Raw genomic sequence first — 18,964 nt, 5'->3', positions numbered from 1 at the left:
ATTTGAAAAGCACCTTGCCGATTCCCGGCTTTCTGCTTCCTCAGTTCCCCGGTTCTATCACAAAATCGCCATCGCCGAGGTCATACCGCGTGCCTCCGTCCGGCAGGGTCTCGCCCTGCATATCTCCAAGATACACTTCCTTGGACTGCCCCTTAAAGCCGACCATGCAAAGGATAGCAGCCGCCGCGATCACCACCATGACCAGAATGCCGATTGCTCTGCTTTTCATAAAGTAAACCTCCCTTTCTTAGCCAGTGAAGTTACCTGCTGTAATTATGTAATATAACCTGCCCTAATTTCCTTGACTATCCCCGTCATCCATTTCAAATCCAAGCACATAGATGCTCGACTCCGTATCGTAAACCCCCAGCATATCTTCAGTGATTTCCAGCGGCTCCATGTCATCCATAATGTCGATTCGTTCATCATCTGAAGTTGAAAAAGCCCAATTTGCATGGGGAAGATTGGTTTCCTCATCAATAAATGTATCGGCGTTCAGAACCTTTGCCATTGCTCCGGGATATACAACATAGACGTCATACACACAGGTTTCCATGCCATCAAAGCAGCTCCCTTGCTTGATTTCTTTCACATTAGATACTTCCAGAGAGAAGTCATTATATTGAAATGTTTTCACTGTCCCCTTCGCCGGAGGCGCGTCAGCCGGTTCTGGCGGGGTTACTGCTGGATATTCTGAATCAGACTGTGTTGGCTCTGAAGGGGTCTCATTTCCATTTGCACAAGCGGATAAGAGCAGAAGCATCGCAAGAATCATGCTGATGCAGATATTTTTCTTCCTTGTTTTCATGTGGTTCTCCTTTGAATGGGAAACGTCTGAAAGGCCCACCGCACAGAGGTCTTGCACTCTGCGCGGTGGTTTCCCCAACTCTTTACTTATACTGCTTCAGAGAAACCGTAATGTCACTGAGGCTGGAAACGCCTTTGGCGTAGACGCCGAAAGCCAGCGTGCTTTCCAGTTCCTCCGCACCGTCCGCGATGGTGAAGGCTCTGGTCAGGGTCTCGCCCGCGCCGATGTCAACGGAAGTGAACTTCTCAAAGCCGCCCAGCGTCAGCGCCCGTCCGGCAGTCACCGTCTGTACGGCGGAGCCGTTGTTGGTCACAGTCAGCACGATGTACTGTCCGTCTTCGGGATAGAAGGTGCCTTCCAGCGAATAACCGCAGGTAGTCTGTACCTTGGTGTTGTCCTGAAGAACGCCCGTCAGAGACTTTCCGACAGCCTTGGCCGGGTCGATCTCTGTGAACGGCCCATGGACAGTCCCCAGCACCGGCTTTGTGGCGTTGGCGGGGATACTGCCATCGTCCTCTTTCCCGCCTACCACCACATAATCCGCAGGGTCTGCGCCCAGGTTCACCCGATTCTTCTGTCCGTCCCAGCGGACTTCGATGCCCAGCAGCTCGGAGATCTGGCGGATGGAGAGATAATTGGTTTTGCCGCCGGTCTCATCGACGTATGTAATGACAGAGGGAACATCCTGCCCGTTAGGGGCCTTGTAGGATTCTCCGGCGAGGACCTTATTCTCACCGAACAGGGAAATTCCGGCTTTGTTGTACTCCACGCGGCTGGAAGCTGCCGACACGCTGCCCACGGTGGAGACCACCATAAGCATCGCCACCATACCCGCAGCGAATGACCCGTACTTTTTCATCATAAATGCCTCCTTATTCTTTTTCTTTTATGGGTGGGTTCTGGCTCTCTACTTTCAAGACGCAGGAGCGATGTGATTTGTTACAGGATTTTGCGAGTTTTATTTATTTTTCTGTTTTTGCTAAAGAAATACTTTCGTCTATGTGCAAAATGGCAAGCTCACCGCAGAATACCTTGACCGCAAATCGAAGGGGCACCAATAAAAAGATGCCCACATTCCAAGGCCCCCGTCTCCTCGCCCCGCAAACCGGCAAAGCGTTTGCGGGGTGAAAAGGAGGCGCAGCGGTGTGAGCGCGCTCTGACTTATAAAATAAGTCGGAGCAAGCGATACAAAGCTTGCTCCGACGTGGTACGGGTAGTGGGGGTCGAACCCACACGAATTGCTTCACAGGAACCTAAATCCTGCGCGTCTGCCAATTCCGCCATACCCGCATTTTCAATTTCCAAAATATTATAGCACACCGCTCCCTCTTGAACAAGAGGAAGTTTCGCGTTACAATGGTCATATCCAACAGAAATGAGGAATCGCCATGCCTGCTCCCCGTATTGCCGCCATTCATGACCTGTCCTGCTTTGGCCGCTGCTCGCTGACCATTGCCCTGCCGGTGCTCTCCGCCATGGGCTGCCAGTGCTGCCCGCTGCCAACGGCGCTGCTCTCCGCCCACACGGGCATCTCCGGCTTTACCTTTTTAGACACCACGGACGAAATGCGCCGCATCTCGGCGCACTGGTCGCAGCTTTCGCTCCATTTTCAGGCCATCTATACCGGCTTTCTCGGCAGTGCCCCACAAATCAATCTTGTGGAGGACTTTCTGCGCCGCTTTCACGCACCGGACACACTGCTGGTCATGGACCCGGTCATGGGCGACCACGGCACACCGTACAAAACCTGTACGCCCGCGCTGCGCCAGGGTCTTCGGGAGCTGGTGGCGCAGGCCGATGTCATCACGCCAAATCTCACAGAGGCCGCTATTTTACTGGACATTCCCTACCATGAATCCCAAACCGCCGATGCCTCGGAGTTGGTACGGGCACTGAGCCTTCAGGGACAACGCTCCGTTGTCCTCACCGGCTACGCCGCCGCGCCCGGGCAGGTGGGTGCCCTGTGCTATGACCGGGACACCCGTCAGGTGGAGGCCGTTCAAACAGCCAGAGTTCCGCAGGATTTCCCCGGCACCGGCGACCTGTTTGCCAGCGTGCTCACCGGTGCGCTGACTCGCGGCGCGCCCCTGCTCCAAGCCGCCCGCACGGCAGTGGATTTTGTCGGCAGTTGTGTGGCCCGTTCGGTGGCTGAGGGCGCCGGTGAAGCCGAAGGCGTAGACTTTGAGCCGCTGCTGCGGCAGTTGACGGTCAAATAGAAAAACTGGAAAGGGTATTTCCCTTTCCGGTTTTTTCTATTTGCTTTCTTTTGCTGCCAAATAGTGAAAAATCTGACAGATGGCTATGCCGCAGACCGTCATCCACAGCAAATGCCGCACCGCATTTTCGGCTGTAAAATTTGCGTTCCACCACGCCTCGCCGTACTCCGCAAAATAGCGGACCAGCATACCGATGCCGCTCCCAAGGCAACTCAGCAGCGCCGCTTTCCATACCGGCCAGCGTTCCATGTGAAATCCGGCCAACAGAAGAAGCGCAAAGGCCACGCAGGGAATTGCCAGCCCTGCGGCGGACAGCTCCAACGGAAAGGACCCGTAGGAGAGCATGGCCAGCCACAAACAGGCCATGGCAATTCCCAGCTTTTCCCTTTTCATACGCCCTCACCTGCCCTCATTTGTCCATTCCCCTTTTGATCTGGATAATGGCAAGAATCGCAGCAATGATACAGAGAATAGCTGGAATACTTGTGGTAAGATTATTCATTTTCTGCGAACCGGCCCCAAACAGTGCAATCGCCGCGACAATATTCATCACAATAGTGAAAACATAGTTCTTCATAGCATTCACCCCTTGTATCCATGAAATTTTATTTCATGGGAGTCCTTGATTTTACCTGAGCGGTCAGGCAAAGCCCGCCAGCTCCAAGGCTTTGCCATGCAAAGCGCTTGTACGCCGCTAAGGCAGCGGCTCACTGCCGTTCGCGGAAAATTGACATCGGCCTTCCCTTACCTTATTCGTCCCGATACCCGAGGCTCCTCACGTAATTCACATTGTCCCGCCAATTTTCCTTGACCTTTACCCAAGTCTGAAGAAAGACCTTGGTCCCCATGAATTTTTCCATATCGGCCCGGGCCAGAGAGCTGATCTTCTTCAGCATGGCGCCCTGCTTGCCGATGATGATGCCCTTATGGCTGGCCTTTTCGCAGTAAATGGTGGCGTCCACATCCACCACGCCGGAATCCCGCTCGGAAAATTTAGTGATCTCAATGGCCGTGCCGTGGGGAATTTCCTTATCCAGACACAGCAGCAGCTTCTCCCGCAGCAGCTCACCCATGACCTGCCGCTCCGGCTGGTCGGTGCTCTCACCGTCCGGAAATAGCTGCGGCCCCTCCTGCGCGTATTTTTGAAGCTCCTGCATCAAATCGTCCAAGCCGCTGCGGCTGTGGGCGGAGATAGGGATGATGGCGTCAAAGCCGTCCCATTCCTCGTTGTAGGCGGCAATGACCGGCAGCAGCTCCGCTGGCTCCACGGTATCGATTTTGTTGATGCAGAGGATGCAGGGAATTTTTTCCTCCTTCACCCGCTGAATCAGCGCTTTTTCCGGGCCGCCCACATGGGGAATCGGCTCCACCAGCAGCAGCGCGCAGTCTACATCCGCAAGGCTGGAGGTGACAACCTTCACCATGTAGTCGCCCAGCGCGGACTTCGGCCTGTGCAGACCCGGCGTATCCAGCAGAATGAACTGCGTATCGTCCCGGTTGACGATGCCGTAAATGCGGTTGCGGGTGGTCTGGGCCTTGTTGGAGACAATAGCTACCTTCTCCCCCACCAGGGCGTTGGTCAGGCTGGACTTGCCCACATTAGGCCGGCCGCAGATGGTGATCATAGCGGTTTTCGTAATGTTTGACATAGGTGATCCTCAACTTTCTTTGAGCATTTTTGATGGTTGCAGTATTAAAATATCATAGAATCCATAGAAATGCAAGTAAATCGGGACCAATCCGCTTTACAATAAGCTGCTTTCAGTCCTCGTCCTGCTCATTCTGCGAAGCCGGGTAGTCGGCTGATTCAAAAGCAACTCCTCCGCCGCCTGCTGCGCCTTGATGATATCCAGCATGATTTTTGATGTTCCCTGCTGTAAAAGCTCCAATCCCCGAACAGCTCGTTCCGATGCCCGCATCATGGTCAGATAGGCTTCCTTGTAGTCCAAATTGTCGCTCATAAAATTCCTCCTTACCCCATTTGAGTTATATTAACTCAAATGGGGTAAGTTTTCAAGGTGGAATTTTTATAAGTTTTCCTTGAAAGAGGTGACACCATGAGTATCGGAGAAGCAGTCCGTCTGCGAATTATAGAGCTATGTGAGGAACGCAATCTTTCTGTCAACGCTTTGTGCTATCTCAGCGGTGTCACACAATCTACCGTCAACAACATTGTCAGCGGACGAAACCACAGCACCACCATCAGCACACTCAAAAAGCTGTGTGACGGATTGGATATTTCTATCAGTGAATTTTTCCATTCTCCCTTATTTGAAAATTTGGATCAGGAGCTGCGGTGATGGACGCCAAGCAGTCCCGTTGTTTCTATAAGGCACAAAAAAAGCGTGAGGTATCTTTTAGATACCTCACGCTTTTATCATAGGAGTAATTTATTTCAGCATTCTTTTCAGGTACTGTCCCGTGAAGCTGGCGGGGCAGACCGCCACCTCCTCCGGCGTACCGGTGCACACAATGGTGCCGCCGCCATCGCCACCCTCGGGGCCGAGGTCAATGAGATGGTCGGCGCACTTGATAACGTCCAGATTGTGCTCGATAACCACCACGGTGTTCCCCGCGTCCACCAAACGCTGCAGCACTTCCAACAGCTTCCGCACATCGTCGGAATGGAGGCCGGTAGTAGGCTCATCTAAAATATAAATGGTCTTGCCGGTGGCCTGCTTGGAAAGCTCCGTGGCCAGCTTCACCCGCTGGGCCTCACCGCCGGAAAGCTCCGTGGAGGGCTGCCCCAGCTTCACATAGCCAAGGCCCACATCCTGCAAGGTTTGCAGCCGCTTTTTCAGCTTCGGCAGCGCGGAGAAAAATTCCAGCGCCTCGTCTACCGTCATATCCAGCACATCGGCAATGTTTTTGCCCTTGTAGCGGACCTCTAAGGTCTCCCGGTTGTAGCGTCTGCCCTTACAGACCTCGCAGGGCACAAAAATATCCGGCAGAAAGTGCATCTCGATTTTCAATAGACCGTCACCGGAGCAGGCTTCGCACCGGCCGCCCCGGACGTTGAAGCTGAAGCGCCCCTGTCCGTAGCCCCGGCTCTTGGCCTCCTGGGTGGAGGCGAACAGGTCCCGGATATCGTTGAACAGTCCCGTATAGGTTGCCGGGTTGGAGCGGGGCGTCCGCCCAATGGGACTCTGGTCGATGTTGACCACCTTGTCCAGATATTCCAGCCCCTCCATGCGGTCGCACTTGCCGGGGCGCACCTTCATCCGCATCAGCTCCGCGCCCAAGCGCTTGAACAGCACCTCGTTCACCAGAGAGGACTTACCGCTGCCGGACACGCCGGTGACCACGGTGAACGTCCCCAGCGGGAACTCCACATCAATGTGGCGCAGATTGTTCTCCGCCGCGCCGATGACCTTCAAAACCTTGCCGTTTCCGGGACGGCGGACAGCAGGCACCTCAATTTTCTTCTTTCCGGACAGATACTGCCCCGTCAGACTGTCGGGGTTAGCCATCACCTCCGCCGGAGTGCCTGCTGCCACCACCTGACCGCCGTGGACCCCGGCGCCGGGGCCGATGTCGATGAGGTAGTCCGCGGCCCGCATGGTGTCCTCGTCATGCTCCACCACAATGAGGCTGTTGCCGAGGTCCCGCAACCTTTGCAGCGTTGCCAGCAGCTTGTCATTGTCCCGCTGGTGCAGCCCGATGGACGGCTCGTCTAAAATATACAGCACGCCCATCAGGCTGCTGCCGATCTGGGTGGCCAGCCGGATTCGCTGGCTCTCGCCGCCGGAAAGGGTCCCGGCACTGCGGGCCAGCGTCAGATAGCCCAGGCCCACGGACTTCAAAAAGCCCAGCCGGGAACGAATTTCCTTCAAAATGCGGTCGGCGATGAGCATCTGCTGCTCCGTCAGATGCAGCTCATCCACCCACTTCAGCTCGTCAGTCACGGAAAGCGTTGTGAAATCGTAGATATTCTGATCCCCCACGGTCACGGCCAGCGATTCCTTCCGCAGCCGCCGCCCACGGCAGGTGGGACAGGGGCATTCGCTCATCAGCTCCTCCAGCTCCTTCCGGCTGGCGTCGGACTGCGTTTCCTTATAGCGGCGTTCAATGTTGTTGCAGATACCCTCAAACGCCTGCTTCAAAACGCCCTTGCCCCGCGGCTGGTCATAGTGCAGCTCCAGCAGCTCGCCCTTCGTGCCGTAGAGGATGATGTTCTTCGCCTCGTCACTGAGGCTGTCCCACGGCTCCGTCAGGGAAAATTTGTATTTTTTGCTCAGCGCGTCAAAGTACATCCGGGAAATTCCATCCCCGCGGATGTTATTCCACCCGCTGGCAGAAATAGCCCCATCCAAAATGGACTTGTCTCCATCCTGAATAATGAGGGCCGGATCGGCCTTGAGCTGGCTGCCGAGGCCCGTACAGGTGGGGCAGGCGCCAAAGGGATTGTTGAATGAGAACATCCGGGGCGTCAACTCCTCCATGGAGATGCCGCAGTCCTCACAGGCATAGTTCTGGGAAAAGGACAGATCCTTCTCCTCCCGCAGCAGATTGACGATCACCAGTCCTCCGGAGAGCTTCGCCGCGGTCTCCACGCTGTCCGTCAGCCGTTGGCAGATATCAGGGCGGATAATGAGCCGGTCCACGATGATCTCAATGGAGTGCTTTTTGTTTTTCTCCAGCTTGATCTCCTCGTCCAGCTCATAGAGGTTCCCGTCAATACGCGCCCGGACATAACCGGAGCGCTTGGCGTCCTCCAGCACCTTGGCGTGCTCGCCCTTCTTGCCCCGGATGACCGGCGCCATGACCTGAATCCGCGTCCCCTCTGGCAGCGCCAGCACCTGATCGATGATCTGGTCGATGGTCTGCTGCCTGATCTCCTTGCCGCAGTTGGGGCAGTGGGGCGTACCCGCTCTTGCCCACAGCAGACGGAGATAGTCGTAGATCTCCGTCACGGTGCCCACGGTGGACCGGGGGTTTTTGCTGGTGGTTTTCTGGTCGATGGAAATGGCGGGACTCAGGCCCTCGATATAGTCCACGTCCGGCTTGTCCATCTGGCCCAAAAACATCCTGGCGTAGGAGGAAAGGCTCTCCACGTACCGGCGCTGACCCTCAGCATAAATGGTGTCAAACGCCAGCGAGGATTTGCCGCTGCCGGACACACCGGTCATCACCACCAGCTTGTCCCGGGGGATGGTGACGTCAATATTCTTCAGATTATTGGCCCGGGCACCCTTTACAATGATATTTTCCTGCATACTGTTGCTTACTGCTCCTGCTTTCTATCGTAAAACCGGTTTTCGGTGACAGCTTACTCGAATAATTTTTTAATGTCAACTGCGATTTTAAAATAAATCTCATAGTTTTTCAAACTTTATCATGCATTAGTTCACGGTGACATCCGCCATTTTGGCCCCCAGCAGCGCCACGAGGTCGGCGGGGTTCGCCTCTACCTGCGCGCCGATCTTCCCTGCGGACACACAGATAGTATCGAATAGCTCCGCCGTTTCGTGGAACACCGTAGGGAACTGCTTTTTCATCCCCACCGGGGAGCACCCGCCGTGGACATAGCCCGTCAGTGGCAGCAGCTCCTTCTGCGGCAGCATAGCAATGGATTTTTCCCCCACCGCCTTCGCCGCCTTTTTCAAATCCAGATTTTCCGCCACCGGGATGTCAAATACATAGTATGCCCCGGAGGTACCCTTTGTTACCAGCGTTTTGAATACCTGCTCCGGGTCCTGCCCCAGATAGCCCGCCACGGACACACCGTCCACCGGCCCGTCCGCCGGGTACTCATGAGCCGTGTAGGCGATTTTTTTCTGCTCCAGCGTCCGCATGACGTTGGTTTTTTCTTCCTTGTGTTTGGACACAGATCTCACCTCTTACAAATACATCCGCAGCAATGCCAGGATCAGCATGTGGGCGGGATAAAAAGCGTAGCAGGCATACTGGATGGCCTTATTGTGAGCGCCCTGTCTGCCGTTATACAGCCAAATGGGGATCAGGGCCAGCAGCGCCAAGCCCTGCTCCGGGAATTCCAAGGTCCAGCTCCCCAGCGTCAGGGGGATGGTCATGCCCCCCAGCAGTTTGCAGTTCAGGAAGGCCAGTCCCGCCACCTCGCCGAGCCAGCCGTAGGGGATCTGGCGGCAGAGGTAGAAGATCAGCACCGTGACCACGCCGCTGCCGTAGTAGTCCACCATGCCGACCGTTCCCAGAAAATAGCCCACGGGCAGGCTCAAAACGGCGGCGAGGATATACAGCCCCGTTCCCTTGCTCCGGACCTTTTCCAGCCCCAGCATCAGCAGAAGGGCGATGAAGAAGGTGAACATCACGTTCTGATGGAAGGGGAACACCGGGGAGGAGTAGTACAGGTAGTTAAAGGGGATCTCAGAGATCAGGGCAAAGGCCAGCATCCGCAGCAGGTATTTTTTCCGGTCATGGGTCCGCTGAAAGCCCTCCGCCACCTGAAAGGCAAAAATGGGGAAAGCGACGCGGCCCACCGCCGTCAGCCACATGACGCCGGGCAGCACCGTGGCCCACAGGTGGTCGCAGAGCATGAGGGCCATGGCCAGCAGTTTTAAGGCCAGGCTGTCCAGACACCCCCTGGTTTTTGTGTGTTCCATAGTATGTTTTCCTTTGCAATGTTTTTCGTGTTTTTTCTGTATGTAAAATGCCCATTCGGACATACATTTGTCTGTTTTGGGTCACCCCGTTTTCAGTCGGCTACGGCAGCACCCACAGGGCGATGTTGTACCCGATGAGCAGCAAAATCGGATAAATGCACCAGCCCGCCCGCTGCATTCCCAGATAGAAGTCCGACGGCTCCGAGTCCTTCACGTCGCACATATGCTGCCAGCGGAACAGGCCAATGGGTATGCGGCGTCCAGCGCCAGCAGGCCGGAAAACAGCAGCATGGTGAAATACAGCATCCAACTGCCCCGGGCCGTCCGCTCCGGTCCTCTTGCGAAGGCCAGGATCGTCCCGGCGGAGGTTTTATAGGAATCCCAATCGTTTTCTCCGCTGGTCCTGAAGGTGGCCTCCAATCCGGAAAACGGGGCCCAGTTTCCCTCCAGATCGTACCATCCCATGTCGTGCTCCGCCGTATAGCCGCCCTCAAAGAGAAGTTGGCCATTCCGGGTGATCCGGATGTGCTCCACCGGTCCCAGCTGGTCCGCCTGAATGGGCGGCAGGCCGGTCTCCACCGCGCACTCGTCACGGACGCGGTCCCCGACCTGAACCACCACCTCCGTCCGCTGTTCATCGGGGCAGTCCGTCACGGTGATCTTCACCCGCTCACCCTGAACCTTCCCGGCGTAGACCGTCGCGGCGGGATCATCGGCCTGCACCGACACCCGCAGGAACCCCTCTTCAAATTTCACACCCTCAAGTCTGTGAAATACAAACGTCAGGATGGCGAAGGTCACTGCCATAGCCGCAACGGAGATCAGGACAGCCTTTTGCAGAGCAGAGCGTTTTTCCATAAATACCCCCTGTATTTTTCCAATCGGTTCGTACAGTTTGTTTTCGGTTTTGGCGTGTTTTCTCTCGAAATTTGTCCGCTATTTACCGCCCCGCAGCTCGATGATGCGGTCACGCAGCACGGCGGCATACTCGAATTCCAGCAGCTTGCTGGCCTCCTTCATCTCCTGCTCCAACTTGGCGATCTCCGCCGTCCGCTCCGCCTCCGTCAGCTTTTTGGGCTTGCCCTTGGCCTTGTGTCCGGCGTCCTCGCTCTTGGAGATCTCCAGAATTTCCCGGACATCCTTGATGATGGTTTTCGGCACGATGCCATGAGCCCTGTTGTAATCGTCCTGAATTTTCCGGCGGCGCTCCGTCTCGTCCATGGCCGCCCGCATGGAGGGCGTAATAGTATCGGCATACAAAATGACCATGCCCTCGGCGTTTCGGGCGGCGCGGCCGATGGTCTGAATAAGGGAGGTCTCACTGCGGAGAAAGCCCTCCTTGTCCGCGTCCAGCACCGCCACCAAAGAGACCTCCGGCAGATCAAGGCCCTCCCGCAGCAGGTTGATGCCTACCAGCACATCAAATTCTCCCAACCGCAGGTCCCGGATGATCTCCATCCGCTCAATGGTCTGCACATCGGAATGCATATACCGCACCCGGATATTGGCGGCCCGGAAAAACTCCGTCAGGTCCTCCGCCATCTTCTTCGTCAGGGTCGTCACCAACACCCGCTCGTTCCGCTGGGCCCGGGCGCGAATCTCCTCCATGAGATCGTCGATCTGGCCCTCCACCGGACGGACCTCCACTCTGGGGTCCAGCAGTCCGGTGGGGCGGATGACCTGCTCCACGATGTTGTCCGCCCGCTCCCGCTCGTAGGGCCCCGGCGTGGCGGAGACGAACACCGCCTGACCGATGCGGCTCTCAAATTCCTCGAATTTCAGCGGCCGGTTGTCAAAGGCGCAGGGCAGGCGGAAGCCATAGCGCACCAGCGATTCCTTTCTGGCCCGATCGCCGTTGTACATGGCCCGCACCTGCGGCAGCGTCACATGGCTCTCGTCCACAAACAGCAGGAAATCATCGGGAAAGAAGTCCAGCAGGGTCATAGGGGCGCTGCCTGCCGGACGGTCGGAAATGATCCGGGAATAGTTCTCGATGCCGGAGCAGTAGCCCAACTCCCGCATCATTTCCATGTCATATTCCGTCCGCTGGCGGATGCGCTGGGCCTCCACCAGCATCTCATTGTCATTGAAATATTTTACCTGGTCCTCCAGTTCCGTTTGAATCTGGCTGATAGCCCGCTCCATTTTGTCCTTGGTGGTAACATAGTGGCTGGCGGGGTAAATGGCCACATGGTTCAGCACCCGGTTCACCGTACCGGTGAGGGGGTGAAAGTCGGAGATCCGGTCGATCTCGTCCCCAAAGAACTCCACCCGGATGGCGTGATCCTTGTAGTAGGCGGGGTAGATCTCCACCGTGTCCCCCCGCACCCGGAACCGGTTCCGCTCGAAGGCCACGTCGTTCCGCTCGTAGCGGTTCTCCACCAGACGGCGCAGCAGCTCGTCCCGGTCCCACTCCGCCCCCTGACGCAGAGAAATCACCATCTGGGCAAAGTCGTCCGGCTCGCCCAAGCCGTAAATGCAGGACACGGAGGACACCACGATCACGTCCCGCCGCTCCAACAGGGCACAGGTAGCGGACAGCCGCAGGCGGTCGATCTCATCATTGGTAGATGCGTCCTTGGCGATGTAGGTATCCGTGTGGGGGATATAGGCCTCTGGCTGGTAGTAATCGTAGTAGGAGACAAAATACTCCACGGCGTTGTTGGGGAAAAACTCCTTGAATTCCGCGCAGAGCTGGGCCGCCAGCGTCTTATTGTGGGCCAGCACCAGCGTAGGCCGCTGGACCTTCTCAATGACCTTGGCCATGGTATAGGTCTTGCCGGAGCCGGTGACGCCTAACAAGACCTGCTCCTTCAAGCCGTTTTCGATGCCCGCCGCCAGCGCGTCGATGGCCTCCGGCTGGTCGCCGGAGGGCTGATAAGGGGATACTACTTCAAATTTCGGCATGGGAATCCTTTCCGTTTTTCTGCGGGCGGAGCGGGGGCGGCTCCGTCCCGTCCGTGCAGGATGCTATATTTTTATGATAACACATCTGCGCCGAAAAATCAAACATTTGTTCGTATTTCAGGGCGGTCTTATCCGAAAAATCCGCTCTGCGCCATGGAAACGAAATCATTGTCCGCCACAATGATGTGGTCGGCCAGCGTCACGCCGATGGTATCCAGCGCCCGCCGTGCCGCCTCCGTGGCGGCGCAGTCATCATCGGAGGGCAGCGCTACACCGCTGGGGTGGTTGTGGGCTAAAATCACCGTACTGGCCGAGGTGAGAATAGCATTTTCCATGAGTTTGCGGATGTCCAGCCCGGAGGAGGCGATACCGCCCTCTCCCAGCCGTTTGCAGGCCAACAGCTTGCATTTGCGATCCAAGCAAAGCTGGTAGACCACCTCATGGGTCTCCCCCGCAAAGCGCTCCAACAGATAGGCCCCCACGGTCTTCACCGAGGACAGCGGACGGTTCTGCGCCGCCTCAGCCAGCCTTGCCCGGGTGCCGATCTGTCCCGCCACCTTCAACAGCACAGCGGCACTTTCACCGACGCCCTCTACCTTCCGTAGGTCCTCCACGGGCGCGGTCAGTACCGCCAGCAGTGAGCCGTAGCGCTCGATGAGGCGGTGGGCAATGGGATTGGTGTCCCGCCGGGGAATGGCGTAATACAGCAGAAGCTCCAGCGCCTCGTGATCCGCAAAGCCCTCCAGTCCGCTCTTTAAAAAGCGCTGCCGCATTTTCTCCCGGTGTCCCTGGTGGATATTTTCCATACAGCCGTTCCCCCTTCCGCCGTGCCCGTCCTGCTATAAGCGATCATTGCTTTAAAAGAATATTATATCACGCCGATATGCAAAAAGAAAGAGCGGACCGGTGTCCGCCCTCTCTTTTCTCGCGTCCTTCTGCCTTACAGATTCTTCTCGTAGGACTCGATCATCTTCTTGACCATCTGGCCGCCCACGGAACCGGCCTCGCGGCTGGTCAGGTCGCCGTTGTAGCCCTGCTTCAGATTGACACCCATCTCCCTTGGTGTGTATTCACCACAAAAACTCAGTTTTATTTTGAAGTCAATACACACCAAGGTGGTTTGATGTTTTTTGACCTCTTAAAGATTTGCTACCCTTGTTACATTCCGTACAGGGTCTTTTGCGATTTCTCCAATAAAGCGGTAAAAGATACGAATACTTTGCCGGTAGGGAGTTCGCGGCCCAGCAATCGTTAAACCGTCTGGCAAGATTTTTTCACCAATTTCTATTCGCTCTATGAAGGTATGAAGAATATCTCGATCTAAAGTTTCGATATGGGAATAGCGTCTGGCGAGGTCAAAAAACAAGTCATACGCATCGCGGATATTGCTTTCTTCCGAAGTATCCTCAATCAATCTATCACGCTGTTCTTCAAGCTCCTGACGCTCTTTTCCAAATCGCTCCATCATTTGATCCAGTAATTCATCACTTAAATTTCCGGCTGCGTTATCACGGTACGCTCGTTCAATCATCTTGACAATACGCTTCAACCTTATTTCTATATCGGCCAATGACTTTTCCTTGTCCTCACCGACGCCAAGCGAAGCATTAGATTGTTGAATAGCCGCCTGTGTGATGGCCTCAATATCATCATCGTCAAATGACAACAGCTCGTTCAAATCACGCCGAATGATCTCCATTAGGTCATCATACCGGATACGGGCACCATGCTCACAGCGGTTTCGTGTTCGACTTGTCAAGTTATTGCAAACAAGATACCAATACTTTGCGCGTTCACCCTTGTAGACCGAACCGCCGGAACACATCGCTGTACCACAGTGAGCGCAGTATGCGATCCCGCCAAAAATACTGTGGCGAAATGCAGGATTGGCCGCATGGGACTTTGTGTTTTCTCCGAGGAAATGTTCTGCTCGGTCAAATTGCTCTTGTGTCACCAATGGCTCATGGGTATTTTCTGTAAAGCACCAATCTTCCTGTGGAATAGAGATTTTCTTTTTGGACTTCACATTGACCTTACGGGTTTTCCCAAGTACGGTGTGTCCCAAATAGACGCGATTTCGCAGGATACGCTTAACCGTAGTATAGTTCCAGTAGTCTGACGCTCTGGATGCTCCCTGTGGGGTGAATTTATCACGATATTCAACCCTGTATTTCAAAGGCGGGATGATACATTGTTCGTTCAGCTTGTTTGCAATCGTCCGCGTTGAAAGTCCCGTTGATGCCCATTCAAAAATCTGTCGGACGATCGGTGCTGTATTTTCATCGGGAACAAGCTGGTCGGTGGTACGCTCCGCTTTTTTATAGCCGTATGGCGGACAAGCTGCATACTTGCCCTTCTTCCGTTTCATGTCTAACGTCTGCTTGACTTTTCTGGAAGTATCACGCAGGTACACATCATTCATGGCAAATTGGAACGGTGCCATCAGGTTGTCTCCCATGGAGTCAAAGTCATTACCGGGAGCCAGATAATGAATACCGTTCTCAGGGAAAAAGCGTTCTGCGTAGTAACTTGATTCCGTCATATCACGGCCAAGCCGGGAAAGGTCTTTTGTAATGACCATATTGGCCTTTCCGGTCGAAAGATGATCCAGCATCGCTTGAAAGCCAGGGCGCTCAAAATTGCCGCCAGAATAGCCATCGTCTACAAATTCTTTTACGATGATAATATCGTGCTTTTCACAATAGTCCCTAATGATTGCACGTTGATTTGTAATGCTCTCGGACTCGTTTTTATGTTTCTTTTCCTCATCGGATAAGCGGCAGTAAATATCAGCGAGTTTGATGTGGTTCCGCATGATGTCCTCCTTTCTGGAACCACTCATTTACACTGATATTATACCATTTTCTTTCCTGAGTGGTCAAAAAAATCGACTTTTTTAGCCGTGGTAATGATTTCCTCCGCCACCACTTCTTGCGGCGTTTTGCTGCTGGTAAACACCCTCTCGATCACATAGGTTGCAGCTCCAATTTTGTGTTGCTTTTCTTGCTTTTCCAAGGTTGCACCTCCCTAAAAGCATTATTTCCATCTAAAAACAATTTAACCGGGCAGCAGGGCTGCCTGGCACTTTTTTCTCAGTCTAAAATCGACAAAAACCGCGCCCTCATGCAGGCGCGGCCTTTGATGTAGTCTTGTTTGTTGGCAGGTACGTTTCAGGAACATATTGGACGGTGCTGGCACACCTTACACGGGAATTTCACCCCCTGCGGTTCTCACAGGTTGCCCCCTTTGCCTGCGACGGCTCACGGCCTGTCAAGGCCGCTTCAACGCTCGGACTGAGGCTGGACAATCGTATCTCCCCGATATGCGGGTCATCGCCCCAAGCCAGCCACGGCTTGTTTGTGCGCGGAAGGCTGCTCCCCCTATACCTCCTCTCTTAGTTGGGATCATGGCCTGCTCAATCCCGCACGGCTTTCCTTTCGGGCGCATATCGGATGTATCCAATAGACCTATTCAATTCTCGGACTGTCGCCAGCCCGCACGGATGCACCGTTGCCGATACATCCGTGCCGAATGGCGAGTGTCGAAATCTGTCTCAAATTGAGCCACATTTCCAGTGACGGACAAAAGAGAAAGGCGGCAGTGCGCCGCCTTTCTCCCTGTCGGTCAGTTTCTCAGGTAAGCGGCCAGAATGTCGATGAACTGGGAATTGGTAGGCGGCTGTCGCAATTCAGCCCCGGCGATCAGGTTCAAGAAGCTGTGGTCGGGATAATTCCAACAGCTCTGAATAAGTGTGCGGAGATTGCGTTCGACGCAGCTGGGCGTGGTCTGAAAATGCGCCGCCGTTTGTGCATAGAGGCGCTTGGTAATAAGAATCATATTCTCCGGCTGATCCCGAACTTGCTCCACCATGTAGACCGCATAGCGGAAACCCGTCAGTTTGCCGCTCACACCGAGAAGCCGCAACAGGCGTTCGGCATCCAACGGGGTCTGCGAAGCGTCTCGTTCATACTCAGGCACATAATAAACTAAAGGCATTTGATACCCCTCCTGTTAGAAATTAGGATAAGAACAGAGAAAGGGCAGCAGGGGCGGGCCTCTCGGCCAGCGGTAGGTCTCGGCACAAGACCTCTGCTATGCTGGAACTAAATCCAGCCGTTAGGGATACCCCAATTTTCTGTTTTCACTGTAAAAGTGAGATGACGGGGGAGCGTTGTGTGAATGGTCATCAGGTCAAAATTCCTTGTAAACATCCGTGTCCTCCGTTAAGTAAATCATACACGATAAATGCCGTTTTGTGTCATACAATCGCTCTACAATGCCCGGCGGTAATCGTCTGATTTTGCTCGATTGCAGTCGAATTTTGAACTTTAGGACGATATTATAGAAAAACCGCAAGGCAACTCCATAGAGGAGCCGCCTTGCGGTTAAAAACAATATTTCTTTGGCTATTCCACGCACACTCGTTCGGGACTCAGCTTACTTGCCCTGATAGGCTCTGAAAAGGAAGGTCACGATCTGACCTCGGGTACAGGGCTGATTGGGCCCAAAGAGGCCGTTGCCAATACCGCCGGTGATGCCCTTTTCCTGCGCCCACTTCACAGCCTCATAGTAATAGGCGCTGGTGGACACATCGCTGAACGGGCTTGTCTCAACTTCCTTGACAAAAGCAGCGTTGATCTCAACCTTGCCCACAGGCATAGTGAACGTGTACTTGCCGTTGCCCTTATCCGCTGTCATCACGGTCTGCCTTACCGCTTCAAAATCGTACACATGAACGCTTTCGTAGGGATGATACCGGACTGTCAGGTAAACGGCAGTTCGGCTGGCCGGACGGAGTTCTGCTGAAACAATGCTTTCCAACAGGCTTTTCTCGGTGGGAAACTGCTCCACAGGCAGATACCGGGCCAGCGTGGCCGGATTTGCCAGCAGATCGTCCCAACTCTTTCCGCCGTCATTTGTCCTCATCAGGACGCAGGCGTTCTCTTCGCTGCTTCCCAGAAGGACCCCGTTCTGCTCACTAAAGAAAAACAGTCCAGAAACTGTGCACGCAAGCGGACGGCCGACCTTGTCCCAGTTTTTTCCGCCATTTGTGGTGTGGAAAAGCTGGCCCTCAGAAGCTGCCCAGCCATCAGACTCGCTGCTGAAATGATATGCGCTGGTGTTTAGGGGTACGGAATCCATCTTAGGCACAGCAGCATCGTCCTTCAGCACGCCTGCTGCCTCCAGAACATTCGCACAAGCCCAATGGCTCTCTGCCAAATCTGAAAAGGGATTTTTGACAGACATCAGTTCCGTCACAGATTCATCCCGTCCGAGCATCCGGTTGATGGCAGTGACCGCTTCAGCACGGGTGATCTCACGTTCCGGGTGGAACAGTCCATCAGCATTTCCCTGTAGCCAGCCCAGAATCTTCGTGCTGTATATGTACGTTTCGGCCCAGTACCCGGCAGGAACATCCGCAAACACAAATTCTTCCCCATACTGCCCCACAGGTGCCGCAAACTGACAGCGATGCAGCAGAACGGCGAACGCGGCCCTGCTGATCGGCGCATCCGGGCGGAAGGTTCCGTCCGCATAGCCGGTGAGAATACCGTAGCTGGCAAGATATGCAACCGCCTGGGTGCAGTCTTTTCCTGCTGTGTCTGAGAACGGGGCTCGGTAACTGTCGGCCTTATTGCCAGCGTCCAGCAGGGTGTATAGCATCTGTGCCAATTCGCCGCGTGTCAGAGGGGCGTTAGGACGCGCGAGCCCACCGCTCACGGGCAGGTAGGCCAGATGCCTCACTGTTTGGAGCTTCGGCCATCCATCCGGCTGAGCCGGAACCAAGCCTTTCCGCAAATTCTCCATGGAAAAGGTGGAGGATACACGTTTAAAAGCATCCAAAAAATCTCCGCCGGTGGGAGCGCCTCCTCCTGGGGTCTTCCATAGAAATACCCGGTTCTTTCCTATGGCGATGATCTGGTACGCCATATCATCGTAGTGACCGGAGAAGAAACCAGACCGTGGGGAAACCACTACAACGGAGCCGATCTCTCCCCCGTATTTTTCACGGGAGGGAGCGTGATAAAAGTTCACGCCGGTATCGGTTTCCTCGGCAATGACCTCGCCCTGACGAACGCCGGGAACCGTGATGGAAAATCCAAGCTGGCTGCTTTGATACTGGAATAATGCAGGGGCGGCTGCTTGGGCCGGGATGCCCAGCAGCAGGCATATTGCCAGCAAAATTGAGATCCGTTTCATTTACAGCAATTCCTCCTTTGAGAATTGTCGCACATGGTGACTTTATTCCCGCAGAATTATTTGGCCTTTAGTTAAATAGGTCAGCAGTATCCAGCGTTTCAGACGCCTCCATCAAATCCTCACTAATCTGTTATTAAAAGAACGGATAACAACGCAAAATTGCAAAGAATAAAATGTGTAACGGGTATGCCCAATAATAAATCCACTTTTTCTTACTTCCGTGTTGCCCATTGTACAGGCAAACAAACAAA

At 54.7% G+C, this 18,964-nt stretch carries 19 protein-coding genes, 1 tRNA gene and 1 pseudogene; 2 read left to right on the top strand and 19 right to left on the bottom strand.

The window, feature by feature from the left end; all coding sequences use genetic code 11:
- Window positions 1-40: 40 nt before the first annotated feature.
- The 4 genes from PY311_RS11130 to PY311_RS11115 all read right to left on the bottom strand — a co-directional run bounded on the left by PY311_RS11130 (window position 41) and on the right by PY311_RS11115 (window position 2,098).
- Window positions 41-229 (bottom strand): hypothetical protein, encoded by a 189-nt coding sequence (locus tag PY311_RS11130; protein ID WP_286148761.1) that lies wholly within the window; start codon window positions 227-229, stop codon window positions 41-43.
- Window positions 230-292: 63 nt separating this feature from the next.
- The gene (locus PY311_RS11125) at window positions 293-808 is read right to left on the bottom strand and encodes a hypothetical protein (RefSeq protein ID WP_286148760.1); all 516 of its coding nucleotides are present in this window, start codon (window positions 806-808) and stop codon (window positions 293-295) included.
- An 82-nt stretch (window positions 809-890) separates the two neighbouring features.
- Complete coding sequence (locus PY311_RS11120) at window positions 891-1,670, bottom strand: hypothetical protein (RefSeq protein WP_286148758.1); 780 nt, start codon at window positions 1,668-1,670, stop codon at window positions 891-893.
- 343 nt (window positions 1,671-2,013) lie between these two features.
- Window positions 2,014-2,098, bottom strand: a tRNA-Leu gene (locus tag PY311_RS11115).
- Between the two features lie 98 nt (window positions 2,099-2,196).
- Between PY311_RS11115 and PY311_RS11110 the strand changes: the two genes are divergently transcribed.
- Window positions 2,197-3,024, top strand: a complete 828-nt coding sequence (locus PY311_RS11110; RefSeq protein WP_286148756.1) for a pyridoxamine kinase — start codon at window positions 2,197-2,199, stop codon at window positions 3,022-3,024.
- A 36-nt stretch (window positions 3,025-3,060) separates the two neighbouring features.
- Here PY311_RS11110 and PY311_RS11105 read toward each other — a convergent pair whose 3' ends face one another.
- The 4 genes from PY311_RS11105 to PY311_RS11090 form a co-directional block, all read right to left on the bottom strand.
- A complete protein-coding gene (locus tag PY311_RS11105) occupies window positions 3,061-3,417 on the bottom strand; it encodes a hypothetical protein (RefSeq protein ID WP_286148755.1) in 357 nt (118 codons plus the stop codon).
- Window positions 3,418-3,433: 16 nt separating this feature from the next.
- Window positions 3,434-3,601, bottom strand: a complete 168-nt coding sequence (locus PY311_RS11100; protein ID WP_286148754.1) for a hypothetical protein — start codon at window positions 3,599-3,601, stop codon at window positions 3,434-3,436.
- 172 nt (window positions 3,602-3,773) lie between these two features.
- On the bottom strand, window positions 3,774-4,673 hold the full coding sequence (gene era / locus PY311_RS11095; RefSeq protein WP_286148753.1) for a GTPase Era: 900 nt from the start codon (window positions 4,671-4,673) through the stop codon (window positions 3,774-3,776).
- A 96-nt stretch (window positions 4,674-4,769) separates the two neighbouring features.
- Window positions 4,770-4,985: a hypothetical protein gene (locus tag PY311_RS11090; protein ID WP_286148752.1), complete on the bottom strand. Its 216-nt coding sequence runs from the start codon at window positions 4,983-4,985 to the stop codon at window positions 4,770-4,772.
- A 96-nt stretch (window positions 4,986-5,081) separates the two neighbouring features.
- Here PY311_RS11090 and PY311_RS11085 point away from each other — a divergent pair, with 96 nt between their 5' ends.
- Entirely contained in the window at window positions 5,082-5,324 is a 243-nt protein-coding gene (locus PY311_RS11085) for a helix-turn-helix domain-containing protein (RefSeq protein ID WP_286148751.1), read from the top strand.
- A 90-nt stretch (window positions 5,325-5,414) separates the two neighbouring features.
- On the opposite strand, the gene uvrA is transcribed toward PY311_RS11085, so the two are convergent.
- The 11 genes and pseudogenes from uvrA to PY311_RS11030 all read right to left on the bottom strand — a co-directional run bounded on the left by uvrA (window position 5,415) and on the right by PY311_RS11030 (window position 18,713).
- A complete protein-coding gene (uvrA, locus tag PY311_RS11080) occupies window positions 5,415-8,240 on the bottom strand; it encodes an excinuclease ABC subunit UvrA (RefSeq protein WP_286148750.1) in 2,826 nt (941 codons plus the stop codon).
- 126 nt (window positions 8,241-8,366) lie between these two features.
- A complete protein-coding gene (gene ybaK, locus PY311_RS11075; protein ID WP_286148749.1) occupies window positions 8,367-8,852 on the bottom strand; it encodes a Cys-tRNA(Pro) deacylase in 486 nt (161 codons plus the stop codon).
- Window positions 8,853-8,864: 12 nt separating this feature from the next.
- Entirely contained in the window at window positions 8,865-9,605 is a 741-nt protein-coding gene (locus PY311_RS11070; protein ID WP_286148748.1) for a TraX family protein, read from the bottom strand.
- A 210-nt stretch (window positions 9,606-9,815) separates the two neighbouring features.
- A complete protein-coding gene (locus tag PY311_RS11065) occupies window positions 9,816-10,463 on the bottom strand; it encodes a hypothetical protein (protein ID WP_286148747.1) in 648 nt (215 codons plus the stop codon).
- A 78-nt stretch (window positions 10,464-10,541) separates the two neighbouring features.
- Window positions 10,542-12,512 (bottom strand): excinuclease ABC subunit UvrB, encoded by a 1,971-nt coding sequence (gene uvrB, locus PY311_RS11060; RefSeq protein ID WP_286148746.1) that lies wholly within the window; start codon window positions 12,510-12,512, stop codon window positions 10,542-10,544.
- 128 nt (window positions 12,513-12,640) lie between these two features.
- Window positions 12,641-13,318 (bottom strand): JAB domain-containing protein, encoded by a 678-nt coding sequence (locus PY311_RS11055; RefSeq protein WP_286148745.1) that lies wholly within the window; start codon window positions 13,316-13,318, stop codon window positions 12,641-12,643.
- 134 nt (window positions 13,319-13,452) lie between these two features.
- Window positions 13,453-13,572: pseudogene (locus PY311_RS11050) on the bottom strand (alpha/beta-type small acid-soluble spore protein); the annotation flags it as partial.
- Between the two features lie 78 nt (window positions 13,573-13,650).
- Complete coding sequence (locus tag PY311_RS11045) at window positions 13,651-15,327, bottom strand: recombinase family protein (protein WP_286148744.1); 1,677 nt, start codon at window positions 15,325-15,327, stop codon at window positions 13,651-13,653.
- A gap of 38 nt (window positions 15,328-15,365) precedes the next feature.
- The gene (locus PY311_RS11040) at window positions 15,366-15,527 is read right to left on the bottom strand and encodes a hypothetical protein (protein ID WP_177306248.1); all 162 of its coding nucleotides are present in this window, start codon (window positions 15,525-15,527) and stop codon (window positions 15,366-15,368) included.
- Window positions 15,528-16,136: 609 nt separating this feature from the next.
- Window positions 16,137-16,508: a sporulation initiation factor Spo0A C-terminal domain-containing protein gene (locus tag PY311_RS11035; RefSeq protein ID WP_238074780.1), complete on the bottom strand. Its 372-nt coding sequence runs from the start codon at window positions 16,506-16,508 to the stop codon at window positions 16,137-16,139.
- A 441-nt stretch (window positions 16,509-16,949) separates the two neighbouring features.
- Window positions 16,950-18,713, bottom strand: coding sequence for an S-layer homology domain-containing protein (locus tag PY311_RS11030; RefSeq protein ID WP_286148742.1), 1,764 nt, complete (start codon window positions 18,711-18,713; stop codon window positions 16,950-16,952).
- Window positions 18,714-18,964 lie beyond the last annotated feature (251 nt).

This window comes from Neopoerus faecalis, assembly GCF_029218125.1.
In the GTDB taxonomy this organism is placed as follows: domain Bacteria; phylum Bacillota; class Clostridia; order Oscillospirales; family Oscillospiraceae; genus Oscillibacter; species Oscillibacter faecalis_A.
The sequence above is the reverse complement of the archived record's forward strand: the minus strand, read 5'-3'. Positions and strand labels throughout refer to the sequence as shown.